The 16088-nt window shown below is 37.2% G+C and carries 19 protein-coding genes, 7 tRNA genes and 3 riboswitches; of the genes, 24 read left to right on the plus strand and 2 right to left on the minus strand.

Going from position 1 to position 16088, the window contains the following annotated elements:
- The first annotated feature begins 69 nt into the window (after positions 1–69).
- The 9 genes from AC1DIT_RS15485 (at position 70) to AC1DIT_RS15525 (ending at position 2910) form a co-directional block, all read left to right on the plus strand.
- Positions 70–145: transfer RNA gene (locus AC1DIT_RS15485), tRNA-Asp, on the plus strand.
- 10 nt (positions 146–155) lie between these two features.
- Positions 156–228 (plus strand) — tRNA-Phe (locus AC1DIT_RS15490).
- Positions 229–246: 18 nt separating this feature from the next.
- Positions 247–322: transfer RNA gene (locus AC1DIT_RS15495), tRNA-Thr, on the plus strand.
- Between the two features lie 3 nt (positions 323–325).
- Positions 326–396: transfer RNA gene (locus AC1DIT_RS15500), tRNA-Trp, on the plus strand.
- 10 nt (positions 397–406) lie between these two features.
- Positions 407–483 (plus strand) — tRNA-Ile (locus AC1DIT_RS15505).
- 3 nt (positions 484–486) lie between these two features.
- A tRNA-Asn gene (locus AC1DIT_RS15510) sits at positions 487–561 on the plus strand.
- 1 nt (position 562) lies between these two features.
- Positions 563–634: transfer RNA gene (locus AC1DIT_RS15515), tRNA-Glu, on the plus strand.
- Positions 635–809: 175 nt separating this feature from the next.
- The gene (locus AC1DIT_RS15520) at positions 810–1229 is read left to right on the plus strand and encodes a CBS domain-containing protein (RefSeq protein ID WP_016113167.1); all 420 of its coding nucleotides are present in this window, start codon (positions 810–812) and stop codon (positions 1227–1229) included.
- Between the two features lie 529 nt (positions 1230–1758).
- Positions 1759–2910, plus strand: a complete 1152-nt coding sequence (locus AC1DIT_RS15525) for a DUF3965 domain-containing protein (protein WP_476998274.1) — start codon at positions 1759–1761, stop codon at positions 2908–2910.
- A 123-nt stretch (positions 2911–3033) separates the two neighbouring features.
- Here the strand turns inward: AC1DIT_RS15525 and AC1DIT_RS15530 are convergent, their stop codons facing one another.
- Both AC1DIT_RS15530 and AC1DIT_RS15535 read right to left on the minus strand, forming a co-directional pair.
- A complete protein-coding gene (locus AC1DIT_RS15530) occupies positions 3034–3366 on the minus strand; it encodes a hypothetical protein (RefSeq protein ID WP_016113169.1) in 333 nt (110 codons plus the stop codon).
- A gap of 6 nt (positions 3367–3372) precedes the next feature.
- Entirely contained in the window at positions 3373–3774 is a 402-nt protein-coding gene (locus AC1DIT_RS15535; RefSeq protein ID WP_016113170.1) for a M23 family metallopeptidase, read from the minus strand.
- 541 nt (positions 3775–4315) lie between these two features.
- A riboswitch (TPP riboswitch) is annotated at positions 4316–4427 on the plus strand.
- A 61-nt stretch (positions 4428–4488) separates the two neighbouring features.
- Positions 4489–4591: riboswitch (TPP riboswitch) on the plus strand.
- Between the two features lie 88 nt (positions 4592–4679).
- On the opposite strand from AC1DIT_RS15535, the gene tenA reads away from it, so the two are divergent.
- The 15 genes from tenA to kdpA all read left to right on the plus strand — a co-directional run bounded on the left by tenA (position 4680) and on the right by kdpA (position 16079).
- On the plus strand, positions 4680–5375 hold the full coding sequence (gene tenA, locus AC1DIT_RS15540; RefSeq protein ID WP_016113171.1) for a thiaminase II: 696 nt from the start codon (positions 4680–4682) through the stop codon (positions 5373–5375).
- A complete protein-coding gene (locus tag AC1DIT_RS15545; RefSeq protein WP_016132543.1) occupies positions 5344–6093 on the plus strand; it encodes an ABC transporter ATP-binding protein in 750 nt (249 codons plus the stop codon). The genes tenA and AC1DIT_RS15545 overlap by 32 nt, the downstream gene beginning before the upstream one ends.
- Positions 6090–6842 (plus strand): ABC transporter permease, encoded by a 753-nt coding sequence (locus tag AC1DIT_RS15550; RefSeq protein WP_016113173.1) that lies wholly within the window; start codon positions 6090–6092, stop codon positions 6840–6842. The genes AC1DIT_RS15545 and AC1DIT_RS15550 overlap by 4 nt, the downstream gene beginning before the upstream one ends.
- On the plus strand, positions 6839–7840 hold the full coding sequence (locus AC1DIT_RS15555; RefSeq protein WP_016113174.1) for an ABC transporter substrate-binding protein: 1002 nt from the start codon (positions 6839–6841) through the stop codon (positions 7838–7840). Before AC1DIT_RS15550 ends, AC1DIT_RS15555 begins: the two co-directional genes overlap by 4 nt.
- A gap of 10 nt (positions 7841–7850) precedes the next feature.
- The gene (tenI, locus tag AC1DIT_RS15560; protein WP_016132544.1) at positions 7851–8471 is read left to right on the plus strand and encodes a thiazole tautomerase TenI; all 621 of its coding nucleotides are present in this window, start codon (positions 7851–7853) and stop codon (positions 8469–8471) included.
- On the plus strand, positions 8464–9615 hold the full coding sequence (thiO, locus tag AC1DIT_RS15565; RefSeq protein WP_016113176.1) for a glycine oxidase ThiO: 1152 nt from the start codon (positions 8464–8466) through the stop codon (positions 9613–9615). The genes tenI and thiO overlap by 8 nt, the downstream gene beginning before the upstream one ends.
- A gap of 219 nt (positions 9616–9834) precedes the next feature.
- Positions 9835–10038, plus strand: coding sequence for a sulfur carrier protein ThiS (thiS, locus tag AC1DIT_RS15570; RefSeq protein WP_016113177.1), 204 nt, complete (start codon positions 9835–9837; stop codon positions 10036–10038).
- 2 nt (positions 10039–10040) lie between these two features.
- Positions 10041–10811, plus strand: coding sequence for a thiazole synthase (locus AC1DIT_RS15575; RefSeq protein ID WP_016113178.1), 771 nt, complete (start codon positions 10041–10043; stop codon positions 10809–10811).
- The gene (locus AC1DIT_RS15580; protein ID WP_016113179.1) at positions 10804–11823 is read left to right on the plus strand and encodes a thiazole biosynthesis adenylyltransferase ThiF; all 1020 of its coding nucleotides are present in this window, start codon (positions 10804–10806) and stop codon (positions 11821–11823) included. The genes AC1DIT_RS15575 and AC1DIT_RS15580 overlap by 8 nt, the downstream gene beginning before the upstream one ends.
- 6 nt (positions 11824–11829) lie before the next feature.
- The gene (thiD, locus tag AC1DIT_RS15585) at positions 11830–12642 is read left to right on the plus strand and encodes a bifunctional hydroxymethylpyrimidine kinase/phosphomethylpyrimidine kinase (RefSeq protein ID WP_098116788.1); all 813 of its coding nucleotides are present in this window, start codon (positions 11830–11832) and stop codon (positions 12640–12642) included.
- Between the two features lie 253 nt (positions 12643–12895).
- Positions 12896–13043: riboswitch (cyclic di-AMP (ydaO/yuaA leader) on the plus strand.
- A 93-nt stretch (positions 13044–13136) separates the two neighbouring features.
- Positions 13137–13535 (plus strand): hypothetical protein, encoded by a 399-nt coding sequence (locus AC1DIT_RS15590; protein ID WP_016113181.1) that lies wholly within the window; start codon positions 13137–13139, stop codon positions 13533–13535.
- Positions 13536–13551: 16 nt separating this feature from the next.
- Positions 13552–13779 (plus strand): hypothetical protein, encoded by a 228-nt coding sequence (locus AC1DIT_RS15595; RefSeq protein ID WP_033671008.1) that lies wholly within the window; start codon positions 13552–13554, stop codon positions 13777–13779.
- A 431-nt stretch (positions 13780–14210) separates the two neighbouring features.
- On the plus strand, positions 14211–14315 hold the full coding sequence (locus AC1DIT_RS15600; protein ID WP_016113183.1) for a hypothetical protein: 105 nt from the start codon (positions 14211–14213) through the stop codon (positions 14313–14315).
- On the plus strand, positions 14312–14392 hold the full coding sequence (gene kdpF, locus AC1DIT_RS15605) for a K(+)-transporting ATPase subunit F (RefSeq protein ID WP_000972378.1): 81 nt from the start codon (positions 14312–14314) through the stop codon (positions 14390–14392). Before AC1DIT_RS15600 ends, kdpF begins: the two co-directional genes overlap by 4 nt.
- A gap of 19 nt (positions 14393–14411) precedes the next feature.
- A complete protein-coding gene (gene kdpA / locus AC1DIT_RS15610; RefSeq protein WP_016113184.1) occupies positions 14412–16079 on the plus strand; it encodes a potassium-transporting ATPase subunit KdpA in 1668 nt (555 codons plus the stop codon).
- Positions 16080–16088 lie beyond the last annotated feature (9 nt).

Raw genomic sequence — 16088 nt, forward strand, 5'->3', positions numbered from 1 at the left:
GCAGTTCGGTAGCTCGTCGGGCTCATAACCCGAAGGTCGCAGGTTCAAATCCTGTCCCCGCAACCAAATGGTCCCGTGGTGTAGTGGTTAACATGCCTGCCTGTCACGCAGGAGATCGCCGGTTCGACCCCGGTCGGGACCGCCATTTACATAAAGGCTCGGTAGCTCAGTCGGTAGAGCAGAGGACTGAAAATCCTCGTGTCGGCGGTTCGATTCCGTCCCGAGCCATCTTTTTTTTTTTGACAAGCCGGCTTAGCTCAATTGGTAGAGCAACTGACTTGTAATCAGTAGGTTGGGGGTTCAAGTCCTCTAGCCGGCACCACTTAGGGGCATAGTTTAAAGGTAGAACAGAGGTCTCCAAAACCTCCGGTGTGGGTTCGATTCCTACTGCCCCTGTAAGAAATATGGGCCTATAGCTCAGCTGGTTAGAGCGCACGCCTGATAAGCGTGAGGTCGATGGTTCGAGTCCATTTAGGCCCACCATATTCCGCAGTAGCTCAGTGGTAGAGCTATCGGCTGTTAACCGATCGGTCGTAGGTTCGAGTCCTACCTGCGGAGCCATGGCCCGTTGGTCAAGTGGTTAAGACACCGCCCTTTCACGGCGGTAACACGGGTTCGAATCCCGTACGGGTCATACAAAAGAGTCAGCAATTTGCTGGCTCTTTTTTTCTTGTGAAAAATATAATGTGAAGCTACGTTCTTTTCTAATATACGATATCGTCAATCCAAAATCCCTCTATTTATTATGAAATAAATAGAGGGATTTTGGAAAAACTATAGTATGTATAAAAAGGAGGGAATAGAGCTACATGACAATAGTTAGAGAATTTATGAGTACCGATATTGTGCAATGTACACCGCTAGATAATGTATATGAAGCTGCTGTGAAAATGAAAGAAGAGGCCATTGGGATGATTCCAATTGTAGAGAACAATCAAGTGGTTGGTCTTGTCACAGATCGTGATTTAGTTGTTCGTGGAATTGCTGAGAAACACCCTGGGTCTAATAAAATTACAAATGTCATGACAACAGAAATTGTTTCCGTATCTCCTGATGACCCTATCGAAAATGCTACAGAGTTAATGGCGCAGCATCAAATCAGAAGACTACCTGTAGTTGAGAATGGCGAGCTTGTTGGGATGTTAGCGCTAGGTGATTTAGCAATAGCAGAGAAAGCTGATGATCAAGCTGGATTTGCTTTAAGTGAGATTTCCGAGCATACAGAATAACGAGTAGATGCAGATTATTTTTAGGGTAGAAAATACAGTGTATTTAGATGCTAGAGAATAGGTAAGATTGGATACGTTTTATTCCGCATTAACGGGCAGTAAGACCCCCCACCTCAAGGTTTAGAGAGAAGCAAGGAAGATAGGTGGGGGATAACTGCCTGTAAAAGCCCGATTGGTGAGGACTTTCCATCAGTGGTGGATGAAGAAAATGCCTACTGATGGAAGTTTCACTTTATTAATACTGTAAGCAAAATTATATTGTTATTAAAACGTATCCAAAATGTTAGGCATAGATGTATATAAGGTGTAAAGATGCTTAACTAAGTATATATGAAGAATGATATATGTTAATTTCATTTGAATTTTTGGTTAAAAATTCCTATTGCTAATTTTTGTTATGTTAAAAAATGATATAATAATAAATATAAGTTTTATAATTTATTTTGAATATATTAATATTTATAATGTTATGTTTATCTACTAATCTATCAAAGATTTTATATATAAATAGAAATGGAGGGGAAATGATATGAGGGATGTACAAAGTAATCCAAATTGGAATTTGGTTACAGATGTTTATGTAGAACCCAATAATTTTGCGGATTTATTTTCTTTACTTGTACCAAATCATCCAAAAGGCGAAGGAAAAGAACGGACAATTTTAGCCTGGAAAGAAAAAGAATTTTATAAACAAGAAAACTTGGCTCCGTTTATTTTATATGGAATGAATAAGGTGCAGGACTTGCCACAGTTCCATAAGGATGAAATACCAACTTTAATTCGTATTGTTCGTTTATGCCAGAAAATCGGTTGGTATAAGGAAGCGTATACATTTATGGTGAACCAAAGATTAGATGAATTTGTACATACATCTATGGAATATGAAACGTGGGATATTTTAACTCAAGTTGTGGCTTGGAACTACTTAATTGTAAAATATCGAATTGGTAAATTAGAAAATGATGATGTAATGATATGGGAAAGAATTAAATTTAATACAGAGTGTATTGAAAAATGTGAGAAGCTATTATCTCATAAGGAAGTAATGGAACTTACATTCTTTTATATTTGCAAACAGGCAAAACTATTGTCTAAAGAAGAATTAGATCAAGAGATGATGAATTTAGCAATATACTGCAATACATACGTTTATGACTTATACATATATGACTTATTAAAAAAATATCGTAAGTGTACGGATTTTTTAACATATTATGGACCGAGTCGTTCTGTTGTTGCATGTCAAAGGGCTGTAATTGCTCAAATTTCTGATCGTCTTAATCCGTTAAAAACCACGCATGTGGATGATTATCTTTATGTAATGAAAGAAATGATGGAGCACATGTCGTTTGAATTTATGACTCGATATGAGCATTTYATTGGAAARCTAYTATCATATGTACCATTTTTYGAAATGATYCAAGTTCCRCARCATGCATATTATTGTGAAGARTTRMTGTATRTTTGTAARGGAATTGAACATAAGGAAGAACTTTTGCGGAATTATATATTTATACAATTACATGATTGTTTACCGTCATTTATTAAACAATTTCTAAAGAATAAGCGTTATGCAACGATTCATGATATTTTATTTTACTGGTGTGATGAGGAACAACGAGTGGGCTTAGAGAAGAAATATAATTTAAGTTTTATTTATGAACGATATGCGTGTGGATAAAGAAAAGTTTTGTGCTTTCCCTTGTTCACTCTATATAATGAATAAATAAAAAAAGAGTCTCACACTTCAAAGTGAGACTCTTTTTTTATTTATTCGTAAATGAGAAGTAGACATACGTCCATTCTAAGCTTCTTGTTGTTTCTTACGGTGATCAGGAATGTGAATATATTGGGAAATAATGAGTAGTACCCCTATAAAAAATACAGGGAATATAGCAGCCAGGTGAAAACCACTATAAATAATATTTGTTATTAAACCGCCGATAATAACAAATGCAGTATATATATGAGAAATGTGTTTCTTTAGTCGGATTTTGAATGCTTCCATCAAAGATTCGATAGTAACAAATAAGATAACAATACTTAAAAAAACAATGTTAGTATTGTAAATTACTAAACAACAAATTAAACCGAGAAAAGCCAAATACTCAATTATTAAGGTAATATTACGTGGCATATAATATTACCGAACTAAATACTGCAGTGGATTTACCGCGTTTGTTTTTTCAAAATTCCATTTACCATTATGTAATTCAAAATGGAGGTGCTGCCCAAATGAATGGCTTGTATTTCCCATATGTCCTAACAATTCCCTAGTCTGAACTTGATCATCAACAGTTACAATATAACTGTTTTTCCGTTTAGTAGATGTAGAAATATTTGTATTTTTTACGGAGCTAGCATTATTCCTTGCTTTTATTTTATTATTCGAATATAATATTTTTAGATTCGGTTTTATATATTGAGTGTTTTGTGTAGGCAATTCTTGAGCTGCTACAGTACATGTATCTACTTGAGTTATGGATGGAAGTAGAGATGCGACTGCGACAGTAGTTGCCGTTAAAGCTGTAGCTTTCTGTTTCATCTAATATTAGCCCCCCATAGATGTGTTAATACATCCCCTATTATAGTATAAAGATATAATATTTTGTGCACTATTCACATAACTGTAATACGAAATGAGAAAAATAACAATTTTTTAATGGAATCGAAATATATTAAAAGAATAATAGATTAATAATCATTATAATATGGATTAAAGATAATTGGTATTTTCTGAATAGATATATAAATCCGAATTGAAAAGCTGACAGAAAAGCTTTCTTTTTAGGCGGGAGAGAGCATCCGGCCATGCATAGAAGCGGTTAGATCCTTTTCCTACCCCGTACCAAGTTAAACAAAAAGAAAAAATGAATACAGGTCACCTTTTATTCTTCATAGCCGCGACTTATATGTTGGAAAATCAAAATGGATATATATATTTATTTTTCATATTTTATATAGGTAGAACTTTGATGGAAAGAATTCTTACTTTGTATTGGATTCATGGCTCGTAAATAGGATTGGAATAAGTTAAAACAGTTGCTGATGATCCATGACAGTGTTATACTGACTATGGTAATTTCATATTATGCTAGGAGAGCTGGTGTTCCCAGCTGAGAGTAAGGCCGAGAGTCTTTGATCCTTTTATTACCTGATCTAGATTATGCTAGCGTAGGGAAGCGATTCGGACATTAACAATCAGTCCCTGTTTCTTTGCGTAAAGAAACAGGGCTTTTTTATTTGACAATTTTATAGTGAAAACCACTAGGGGTGCTTTATGTGCTGAGAGAGGAATAATCCTTAACCCTTATAGACCTGATCTAGATTATGCTAGCGTAGGGAAGTGGAACAACGAATAAATGTATTTTTATTTGCTGTAGCCACTTCTTATATAGAGAAGTGGCTTTTTTATTTAGATAAATAGATATGAAAGAAGGGGAAATATAAATGAGATTTTGTGAGAGGTTATTTGAGACTGTGCAGCCGGTTTGGGAGAAAAGTCATAATCACCCATTTGTAACTGGGATGGGGGACGGTACATTAGAAAAAGATAAATTCCAATATTACATCATACAAGATTATTTATATTTACTAGATTATGCGAAGGTTTATGCAATTGGGGTTGTGAAAGCGACTAATCCGCAAGTTATGGCAAAATTTGCAGAACAAATAGACGGCATTTTAAATGGAGAAATGACGATCCATAAACAGTATGCAAAACGCCTTGGTATTTCTGTACAAGAGATGGAAGAGGCAAAACCATCTGCTAAAAATTTAGCGTATACAAACTATATGATGTCAGTATCTCAAAATGGTACGCTTGCAGAGTTAATTGCGGCTCTGCTTCCATGTATGTGGAGCTACTGGGAGATTGGAAAACGTTTAAATGATATTCCAGGAGCGAGAGATCATGAATTTTTTGGTGAGTGGATTCAAGGATATAGCTCAGAAGAGTATGGAAGCCTTTGCATTTGGCTAATGGAGTTATTAAATGAACTAGCTGAAGGAAAGTCTGAACAAGAGTTAGACAAATTAGAAGAGATTTTCTTATATTCCAGCCGCTTTGAGTATTTATTCTGGGATATGGCGTATCGTAAGGAGATGTGGGGCTTTGAGGAGCAAGAGCATACTACAGTTTCATAATGTTTCCTTTCATTATGATGAAAAGCCAATTATACAGGGTCTGGATGCTTCTGTACAAGAAAAAGAGTTTGTTAGCATCATTGGACCGAGTGGCTGTGGCAAAAGTACATTATTTCGTTTAATTACAGGATTAGAAGATGTAGCGGCTGGAACGATTCAACTTACAGAAACCTCGAGTCATCCTGTAGGGTATATGCCACAAAAAGATATGCTCCTGCCGTGGAGAACGATTATTGAAAATGCGGCATTGCCGTTAGAGTGCCAGGGGATAAAGAAAAAAGAAGCACATGTAAAGGCAAAAGAGCTGTTAGAACAATTTGGTTTACAAGGATACGAGAACAAATATCCGAAAGATTTATCAGGTGGTATGCGGCAGCGAGTGTCCTTTATTCGAACTTTATTAACAGGCGGGGACATTTTATTGTTAGATGAGCCGTTTAGCGCATTAGATGCATTAACGAAAGCAACGTTGCAAGAATGGTTGTTTGAGCAATGGAAACAGTGGCAAAAAACCATTTTATTTATTACACACGATGTAGAAGAAGCACTTTTTCTTTCTAATCAGATTTTAATAGTGACAGAGCAACCTATAACAACTTTAACGGAGCGTGTTGTACCACTTGGAACGGAGCGCTCAAGAAAAGATTTGCATAGGCCTGAGATACTAGGGCTAAAAGATGAGTTACTCGGTATGCTGCAAAGGCAGGTGCTCGTATGAAACGTGTGACAGAGTTACTACCTGCACTGATTTTAAGTGGCATACTACTCATAGCTTGGGAAGTGGGGGCTAGAATTGTAGATGAGATGTATATTTTGCCATCTCCTACTGCAATTCTAGCTAAAATGTGGGCACTGCGTGACATATTACTTACAGTTCATTTGCCAGCAACCTTATATGTAGTCTTAATCGGCGTAGTTATTTCTATTGTACTTGGTGTTGGACTGGCGATGTCTATGAATGCGAGTAAATGGGTAGCAAGAGCTTTTTATCCGTTACTAGTTGCTTCACAAACGATTCCAATTACTGCTTTAGCACCATTATTTGTTTTATGGTTTGGCTATTCAATTTGGAGCAAAGTCGTTGTGACAGTTTTGATTACCTTTTTCCCCATTGCGGTAAATACGTATGATGGATTGCGCAGCACGAAAAAGGAATGGGAGGAGCTTTTAGTGACATATGGCGCAACGAAAAAAGATATTTTTCTAAAGTTAAAGTTGCCATCTGCACTTCCGTACTTTTTCTCTGCTTTAAAAATTGCTGTTCCGCTTAGTGTCATTGGAGCAGCAATTGGTGAGTGGCTTGGTGCGCAAGCTGGTTTAGGATACTTTAGTAAACGAATGATGACACAGTTAGACGGAGCTGGTGTGTTTGCACCGATTGTGCTTCTATCATTACTAGCTATTTTATTTGTTTTAGTTGTTTCTATATTAGAAAAGAAATTCATTAGTTGGAGGAAACATTCATGAAATTATTCAAACGCATCTTTGTGTTTACATTATTAGTTGCAATGATTGCAGGGTGTTCCAGCAATTCATCATCAGAAAAGAAAAAGGCTGAAAAAGAAGTAACAGTTATGCTCGACTGGTATCCAAATGCAGTCCATAGTTTTATCTATGCGGCGATTGAAAAAGGATATTTTAAAGAAGAAGGCGTGAAAGTAAATATTAAATTCCCTTCTAATCCAACCGATCCATTAACGTTGGCAGCAGCGGGGAAAGTAACAGTTGGTTTATATTATCAGCCAGATGTTGTCATTGCAAAAGCAAATGAACAAATTCCAGTGAAATCAATCGGAGCTGTGGTCCGTTCACCATTAAATCACGTCGTATCATTAAAATCAGAGGGAATCAATTCACCAAAAGATTTAGAAGGAAAGACAGTTGGTTATTCTGGAACACCTTTAAGTGAAGCGTATTTAAAAACGATGGTAAAAGAAGCTGGTGGCAATCCGGATACTGTAAAAGTAGTAGATGTTGGATTTGATTTAGTACCAGCGTTAATTACGAAAAAAGTAGATGCTGTCACAGGTGCTTATATTAACCATGAAGTTCCTGTTATGCGTCATGAAGGCCATGAACCAGCGTACTTCAACCCAGCTGACTATGGTGTACCAAATTATCATGAACTTGTTTTTGTAACAGGTGATAAAACGTTGAAAAAAGATAAAGAAGCGTTGCAAGCCTTTTTACGAGGTGCGAAAAAAGGATATGAATTTATGAAAAAGAATCCGGACGAAGCACTGGGTATTTTATTAAATCATCAAGAAAAGGAAAATTTCCCACTTGTTCCAGAAGTTGAAAAAGAAAGTATGAAAATTTTGTTAGAGAAAATGGAAACGAAAGATGAGCCATTTTTATCAGATACGAAAGAGTCATGGGAAAAACAAAATAAATGGTTGAAAGAAAAAGGCATGACAAAAGAGATTGTTCCTGCCAATGAATTATTCGAAAATATTTTAAAGTAGGCGAGTGAATATGAAAGATGAGCTCCACGTTATCTCAAATGGCCAGATGGCATTCGAAGAGTTAGCGAATGTAGCGATGCAAATTGAGAGTGAGATTGATTATTTGCATATTCGTGAGCGAGAGAAAAGTACGAAAGAGTTATATGAAGGTGTGGAAGGTCTCCTAAAAGGAGGCTTTCCGGCATCTAAGCTTGTGATTAATGATCGAATCGATATTGCAATTCTATTAAATATTCCTCGCGTACAATTGGGATATCGAAGTGCTGATGTCAGGTCTGTAAAGGAAAAGTTTTCTTATTTGCATGTTGGTTATTCTGTGCATTCTTTAGAGGAAGCGATAGTAGCGTTCAAAAATGGAGCAGATTCACTTGTTTATGGTCATGTATTTTCAACGAGTTGTAAGAAAGATGTTCCGGCAAGAGGGTTGGAAGAGATTTCAGATATAGCAAGGCGGTTAACGATACCGATTACAGCTATTGGAGGGATAACACCTAAAAATATAGGAGAGGTTCTTGGAGCTGGCGTGAGTGGTATTGCTGTTATGTCTGGGATTGTAAGTGATAGTAATCCGTATGAGCAGGCAAGGTTGTACAAGGAGAAAATAAGAAAGTGGGCGAAAAATCATGAGTAAGAAGTATGATGTAGCCATTATTGGCGGCGGTGTGATTGGGAGTTCAGTTGCACATTTTCTAGCGGAAAGAGGATACCAAGTTGCAATTGTTGAGAAACAAAGGATTGCGTCTGAAGCTTCTAAAGCAGCGGCAGGTTTACTTGGTGTACAGGCGGAGTGGGATGCGTACGATCCACTATTTGAGCTTGCTAGAGAAAGCCGTACAATATTTCCACAACTTGCAGTAGCTTTACGTGAAAAAACGGGTATTGATATTGGATATGAAGAGAAAGGCATATATCGTATAGCTCAAAATGAAGATGAGAAGACAAGAATACTAGATATTATGGACTGGCAACAGAAAACAGGTGAAGAATCATATTTTCTGACAGGAGATGAGCTTTATAAAAAAGAGCCATTCCTCTCTTCATCGATCATTGGGGCTGTATATTATCCAAAAGATGGTCATGTTATTGCACCGGAACTTACAAAGGCATTTGCACACTCTGCGGCCATTTCTGGTGCTGATATATATGAACAAACAGAAGTATTTGATATCAAAATAGAAAACAACCGAGTAGTAGGAATTGTTACGAATGAAGGTATGATTACATGTGAAAAGGTAGTAATTGCTGGTGGTTCGTGGAGTACAAAACTACTTCATCATTTTCATAGTGAGTGGGGTACATATCCTGTAAAAGGAGAAGTTGTTGCCGTAAAGAGCCGTAAACCATTGCTGCAATCTCCTATTTTCCAAGAGCGGTTTTATATCGCGCCAAAACGTGGTGGACGCTATGTAATTGGAGCAACGATGAAGCCTCATACGTTTAATAAGTCTGTACAACCAGAAAGTATTACTTCGATATTAGAACGTGCTTATACAATCTTGCCGGCTTTGAAAGAAGCTGAATGGGAAAGTACGTGGGCGGGATTACGCCCGCAATCTAATCACGAGGTTCCTTATATGGGGGCACATGAGGAAATAAAAGGATTATATGCTTGTACCGGTCATTACAGAAACGGTATTTTATTAAGTCCCGTTTCTGGTCAATATATGGCAAATTTAATAGAAGGAAAGCAAGGGAATTATTTGCTAGATTCATTGGTTTCTAAATCAACTTATCCTGCATTAACTGGCAGTAAGCGCCTGATTGATGGAGGATAAAAAGAACACATGTTGATTAAGGTTTCACTTTATATAAATGTATTTTGATTTTTTAACATGTAAGTCAATGTGACAAAGAATAAAGGCTGAACTACACTCGTTTTTTTTTCTTTGTTTTTACTTGGCATGGGGCAGGAAAAGGATCTGACCGCTTCTATGCATGTTCGGATGCTCTCTCCCACCTAACAAGAAAGGTTTATATAGAAAGGGGATGGAAGTTTGAATTTGAAAATTAATGGTAAGAAAGTAGAGGTACCTGGGAGTGTTAAGACAGTAGCAGAATTGCTTACACATTTAGGATTGGATACAAAAATTGTTGTGGTGGAATGTAACCAAGATATTTTGCAAAAAGAAGACCATCGAGATACATCTGTTTTTGATGGAGACCAAATTGAGATTGTAACTTTCGTAGGAGGCGGTTGATTATGTTAAACATTGGACCATTTACATTTCATTCTAGACTTTTATTAGGAACAGGGAAATTTTCTGATTTTGATGTACAAAGAAAAGCAATTGAAGTATCAGAGGCAGAAATTTTAACATTTGCAGTACGTCGTATGGATATATTTGATGCAGACCAACCCAATTTATTAGAAAAAATTGATGTAAAAAAATATATATTACTCCCAAACACAGCAGGGGCAAAAAATGCTGAAGAAGCAGTTCGTATTGCGAAATTAGCAAAAGCTTCAGGGCTTTGTGACATGGTAAAAGTAGAGGTTATTGGTGATGACAGAACGTTATTACCTGATCCAGTGGAGACTTTAAAAGCCTCTGAAATGTTGTTAGAAGAAGGATTTATTGTTCTTCCTTATACATCTGATGATGTTGTATTAGCACGTAAATTACAGGAACTTGGTGTTCATGCGATTATGCCTGGTGCATCACCAATTGGCTCAGGACTTGGAATTGTAAATCCATTAAGCTTAAGCTTTATTATTGAACAAGCAAAAGTACCGGTAATTGTGGATGCAGGTGTTGGTAGTCCAGCTGATGCAGCATTTGCGATGGAATTAGGAGCGGATGGTGTGCTATTAAATACAGCTGTATCTGGAGCGAAGGATCCTATTAAAATGGCAGAAGCAATGAAATTAGGTATTCATGCAGGACGTTTAGGATTTGAAGCAGGACGTATTGCACGTAAGCGTTGCGCGACAGCAAGTAGCCCGTTAGAAGGAATGAGCGTAGTTGAATAATCGATATTCTCGCCAAGAGTTATTTTCTCCAATTGGTGAAAAAGGGCAGCAAAGAATAGGCGGAAAGCATGTGTTAATCATTGGTGCTGGGGCACTTGGTAGCGCGAATGCAGAGATGCTTGTAAGAGCTGGCGTCGGCCATGTAACGATTGTGGATCGCGATTATATTGATTGGAGCAATTTACAACGTCAGCAGCTATATTGTGAGGAGGATGTAGAAAGTAATCTTCCGAAGGCTGTAGCAGCACAAAGACGTTTGCAAGCGATTAATAGCAATGTAATTGTAGAAGCATATGTTCAAGATGTGACAGCAGAGGAATTAGAACAGCTTGTTACAAATGTCGATGTAATAATTGATGCGACTGATAATTTTGAAACACGTTTTATCGTAAATGATATATCACAAAAAAATTCAATTCCGTGGGTTTATGGGGCGTGTGTAGGAAGTTACGGCCTTTCTTATACGATTTTACCAGGAAAAACGCCATGTTTATCTTGTTTATTACAATCTATTCCGCTTGGCGGAGCAACATGTGATACAGCAGGTATTATTTCACCTGCTGTATCTCTCGTTGTTTCTTATCAAGTAACGGAAACGATTAAAATTTTAGTAGAGGATTATGAAGCACTTCGTGATGGACTTGTGTCGTTTGATGTATGGAAAAACGAATATTCATGTATGAATGTGCAAAAGCTTCGAAAGCCGAATTGTCCATCATGTGGTGGGGAAGCACTCTACCCATATTTAAGTAAAGAGAATACATCGAAAACTGCAGTTTTATGCGGAAGAAATACAGTTCAAATCAGACCTCCTTATAAAGAACAATTAGATTTTAAACGATATAAAGAGCTGCTGCGCGATCGCGTAGCAGATTTAATGGTAAATCCCTATTTATTATCATTTTCAGTTGAAGGGAAGCGACTAGTTGCCTTTCAAGATGGACGCGTACTTGTGCATGGAACAAAAGATATAGTAGAAGCAAAAACGATTTATCATCGCTATTTTGGATAGAAAAGGATGAGTGAGATGAAAGTGAATAAAGCTTTAACAATTGCTGGATCAGATAGCGGCGGTGGTGCAGGTATTCAAGCAGATTTAAAAACATTTCAAGAGCTTGGTGTATATGGAATGACAGCTATTACAGCTATTACAGCTCAAAACACACTTGGTGTGCAAGGAGTATATCCTGTTACCCTTGAAGGGATTCAGGAGCAATTAAATTCAATTGGTGCTGATTTAACACCAGATGCTGTTAAGCTCGGCATGCTATTTAGTAGTGAAATTATTAAGGTCGTTGCAGAAAATATTAAAAAGTTTGGCTGGAATAATATTGTACTAGATCCTGTTATGATTGCAAAAGGTGGTGCATCGTTATTACAGCAAGAAGCAGTGCAAGCATTGAAAGAACATTTATTGCCAATTGCAACAGTTGTGACTCCGAATGTACCGGAAGCAGAAGTATTAACAGGGATGGAGATTCATAACATCCAAGATAGTAAAGAAGCTGCGAAGGAATTGCATAGATTAGGAGCTAAGTACGTTCTTATGAAAGGTGGACATGCCGCTTATCAAGGAAATGAAGTTATTGATTTCTTATTTGATGGTGAACAATTTATTGAGTATAAAAGTGAACGAATAGACTCCAAACAAACGCATGGTAGTGGTTGTACATTTGCGTCTGCTGTAACGGCAGGACTTGCAAATGGGTATCCAATCGAAGAAGCGGTTCGAGAAGCGAAAAAGTTTATTAGCATAGCAATTGAACAGCAATTGAATATTGGAAGTGGTCATGGCCCAACGAATCATTTTGCATATAAAGTGAAACTTTAATCAGTGGGGAGTTTCATCCCCCATTGATTATTAGTTGAACCAATCGGGCTTTTACAGGAAGTTGGTCCCCCATCTAGTAGTTTTTGCTTTCGCTGCATTTTGAGATGGGGATCTTACTGCCTATTAATGCGGGGTAAACGTCAAGAAACTCGTGCGTAAATATTCAAGTCTTGATGGGGAAGTCAGTTTTATAACTGGCTTTTTTTATTGTTTACTTTTTCCATATTTAGGAGTATTATATCAGCCAGAATCTGTTTTTGTAACGCTGAGTCCGATTCATTTGGAGCGGAGGAACCAAATTGTGCATGGTCACTAGGGGTGAATCTTTCATGATGAAAGTAGGGCTACTCTCAAAGTCCGAATCCGACAGCTAACTTCGTAAGCGTCTTGAGAGAGGATGGTGCATGGATGGATACATCACTTCATCGGTCTGATTAGTATAGGAGAATATCAATCTATATTTGAATTCTTTTATGCTAAGGAGGATGATGTACATGGATGGGGAAAAAGAGGTAACGCTCATTTGTGTAGGGGAAGAGGAAAAAGTAAACAGTTTACGAGAATTAGTGCCTTTTCAACAAGATATGATTATTTTTACCGCAACTGAACATGTAGCGGCTGAAGTGCGAGCGTGTGGATTTGAATCAACTTATTGTTGCAATGGTGAGCAGAATGTAACTAATATTGGCAAGAGGATTAAAAAAGTAATCCTGCTAGGAGATGAGCTTCCAACAGTTAGCTTTTTTACCGAGCGTATTCGATTTTCTTTTCAAGCACCTATTACAGTTGTCACAAGAAATAAAAGATATCCAGTAAGGCTCTATCAAACAATTGGAGCTACATTTGTAGTGTTTACAAATTGTGATAACATTTCTTTTTTATTTTTTGAATAGGGCGGGGGAAGTGATGATGAAGGTGTTATTACGCGAGGATATAGCGAATCGTTGGGCAGTATCAGTAGAGCGAGTTCAAGAATTAGCAATGGATCCTATGTTTCCAAAGCCGTATATGATATTGCCGTCAGAAGATAGTTTATATTTAGAAACGGATATCATTGAGTATGAAAAAATGCATGTGGAGCTGACACAAGTCTTTGTTCGCGGGAGAAATTTACGTTCATTTTTGCGTAGAGAATAAAGTGAAACTTCTTCGTTTCTGTGGGGGGCTTACTGCCCGCAAATAGCGGGATAAAATTAGTATGAGGAAGAGAGCGAGTGTTAAGTGCTAAAAGAAGTACTTAACATAATTCGCTCTTTTTTATTTTATATTAAAAGTTGATTTCAATGAAAAAGAAAGAAAAGACAAGGAAACAGATGATAAAATATTAATCTTAACCAATGTAAGCGTTTAAATGATGAAATATTTTCTTATTTTAGGTAATTTTACTCTTTACAAGTTAAATATAGAGGAGTATATTCTTTAGGCCCGAATCCGACAGCTAACCTCGTAAGCGTTTGGAGAGGAGGTTTACTTTTGTGTTGTTCATTTTTGAACACTGAGTAGAGCCTCAGTGTTCTTTTTTTGATGGGTAGATGGTAAAATTTAACATTTTAAAGTGAGGGATTATAATGCTTGATGTTGTGATGATCGGAATCTGTGTTGTATTGGTAGCATCTATGATAGGGCTAGCGAGCTGGTCAGATAAAGTTGTGAAAGAAGGGAAGCAATCATGATGATTGCCTTATCGGTTATTGTTGCAGCGATTACTGTGTATTTAGTTTATGCGTTATTAAATCCAGAAAAGTTTTAATTAGGGGGAATCATTCATTATGATTTGGGTTGCAGTTGTCATCACAATGTTATTGTTTATTCTTGTTGCAAAGCCAACGGGGATTTATTTAGAGAAAGCTTTTCAAGGTAGTAGAAAATTAGATAAAGTATTTGGCCCTTTTGAAAAGCTTATTTTCAAAATTGCGGGTGTTAAGTCGTACAATCAAACTTGGAAACAGTATGCACTATCATTAGTTGCACTCAATGGTTTTATGATCGTTGTTGTATACTTCATCTTTCGCTTACAAGGCGTGCTTCCATTAAATCCAGCTCATATTGAAGGGATGGAGCCAACGCTTGCTTTTAATACAGCAATCAGCTTTATGGCGGATACAAACTTACAGCATTATAGCGGCGAAAACGGATTATCTTATTTATCACAATTAATTGGGATCACATTTTTAATGTTTGCTGCACCGGCAACGACATTAGCACTTGTTATGGCTTTTATAAGAGGATTAGCAGGCAAGGAACTGGGGAACTTTTTCGTTGATTTTACTCGAGCTTTAACAAGGGTCTTTCTTCCCATTGCATTTGTTGCAGCACTTATTTTTGTTGCGCTTGGTGTACCGCAAACTTTAGACGGAGCAGTTACAGCACAAACAATTGAAGGTGTGAAACAAAGTATTTTGCGTGGTCCTGTAGCTTCATTTGTTTCAATTAAGGAACTTGGTAACAATGGTGGCGGATTCTTCGGAGCAAACTCCACACATCCATTTGAGAATCCAGGACAAATCACTAACATCTTACAAATGATGCTCATGATGTTACTGCCAACAGCTTTACCGTTTACGTATGGACGAATGGTTGGCAATAAGAAACAAGGACGTATCCTTTTCGTTTCCCTATTTATGGTGTTTTTAATTGGGTTTGTAACGATTGTTTCATCTGAATTACATGGGAATCCAGTATTAAATCAAATGGGTATGGAACATGTGCAAGGCAGTACAGAAGGAAAAGAAGTACGATTTGGAACAGTCTTTTCTTCACTGTATGCGACAGTAACAACAGCAGCCGAAACAGGTGCAGTTGATACAATGCATGATACGTTAACACCGATTGGTGGATTGGTACCACTTGTAAACATGATGTTAAATACAGTGTTTGGTGGTGTTGGAGCAGGTTTTGTCAATATCATTATGTACGCAATTATTGCAGTCTTTATATCTGGATTGATGGTTGGACGGACACCAGAATTTTTAGGTAAGAAAATTGAAGGAAAAGAAATGAAATTAATTGCGGTAACAATATTATTTCATCCATTGCTTATTTTAGGATTTTCAGCATTGGCCCTTTCAACTCATTTAGGGACGGATGCGATTTCTCATTCAGGTTTTCATGGTTTAACGCAAGTTGTATATGAGTATACATCTTCTGCTGCCAACAATGGATCTGGATTTGAGGGATTAGGAGATAATACACCATTTTGGAATATTACAACTGGTTTAGTTATGTTTTTAGGACGTTATTTCAGTTTAATTACGATGTTAGCTGTTGCAGCTTCATTGAAAGAGAAGACGGTAGTACCAGAAACAGTCGGAACATTCCGAACAGATAATAGTTTATTTGGTGGAATTTTCATTGGGACAATTGTAATTGTCGGTGCGTTAACATTCTTCCCAATGTTAGTATTAGGCCCAATTGCAGAATTTCTTACATTGAAGTAATGGAGGGTA

The organism is Bacillus sp. 05T22 (assembly GCF_056396765.1).

Bases quoted from the DNA above. Each gene is read 5' to 3' on its own strand.
- AC1DIT_RS15520 (WP_016113167.1), top strand. From the start codon at position 810: ATGACAATAGTTAGAGAATTTATGAGTACCGATATTGTGCAATGTACA.
- kdpF (WP_000972378.1), top strand. From the start codon at position 14,312: ATGATGATTGCCTTATCGGTTATTGTTGCAGCGATTACTGTGTATTTA.
- AC1DIT_RS15590 (WP_016113181.1), top strand. From the start codon at position 13,137: ATGGATGGGGAAAAAGAGGTAACGCTCATTTGTGTAGGGGAAGAGGAA.
- AC1DIT_RS15600 (WP_016113183.1), top strand. From the start codon at position 14,211: ATGCTTGATGTTGTGATGATCGGAATCTGTGTTGTATTGGTAGCATCT.
- AC1DIT_RS15530 (WP_016113169.1), bottom strand. From the start codon at position 3,366: ATGCCACGTAATATTACCTTAATAATTGAGTATTTGGCTTTTCTCGGT.
- AC1DIT_RS15550 (WP_016113173.1), top strand. From the start codon at position 6,090: ATGAAACGTGTGACAGAGTTACTACCTGCACTGATTTTAAGTGGCATA.
- AC1DIT_RS15555 (WP_016113174.1), top strand. From the start codon at position 6,839: ATGAAATTATTCAAACGCATCTTTGTGTTTACATTATTAGTTGCAATG.
- AC1DIT_RS15575 (WP_016113178.1), top strand. From the start codon at position 10,041: ATGTTAAACATTGGACCATTTACATTTCATTCTAGACTTTTATTAGGA.
- thiO (WP_016113176.1), top strand. From the start codon at position 8,464: ATGAGTAAGAAGTATGATGTAGCCATTATTGGCGGCGGTGTGATTGGG.
- thiD (WP_098116788.1), top strand. From the start codon at position 11,830: ATGAGTGAGATGAAAGTGAATAAAGCTTTAACAATTGCTGGATCAGAT.
- AC1DIT_RS15595 (WP_033671008.1), top strand. From the start codon at position 13,552: ATGAAGGTGTTATTACGCGAGGATATAGCGAATCGTTGGGCAGTATCA.
- tenI (WP_016132544.1), top strand. From the start codon at position 7,851: ATGAAAGATGAGCTCCACGTTATCTCAAATGGCCAGATGGCATTCGAA.
- tenA (WP_016113171.1), top strand. From the start codon at position 4,680: ATGAGATTTTGTGAGAGGTTATTTGAGACTGTGCAGCCGGTTTGGGAG.
- AC1DIT_RS15535 (WP_016113170.1), bottom strand. From the start codon at position 3,774: ATGAAACAGAAAGCTACAGCTTTAACGGCAACTACTGTCGCAGTCGCA.
- kdpA (WP_016113184.1), top strand. From the start codon at position 14,412: ATGATTTGGGTTGCAGTTGTCATCACAATGTTATTGTTTATTCTTGTT.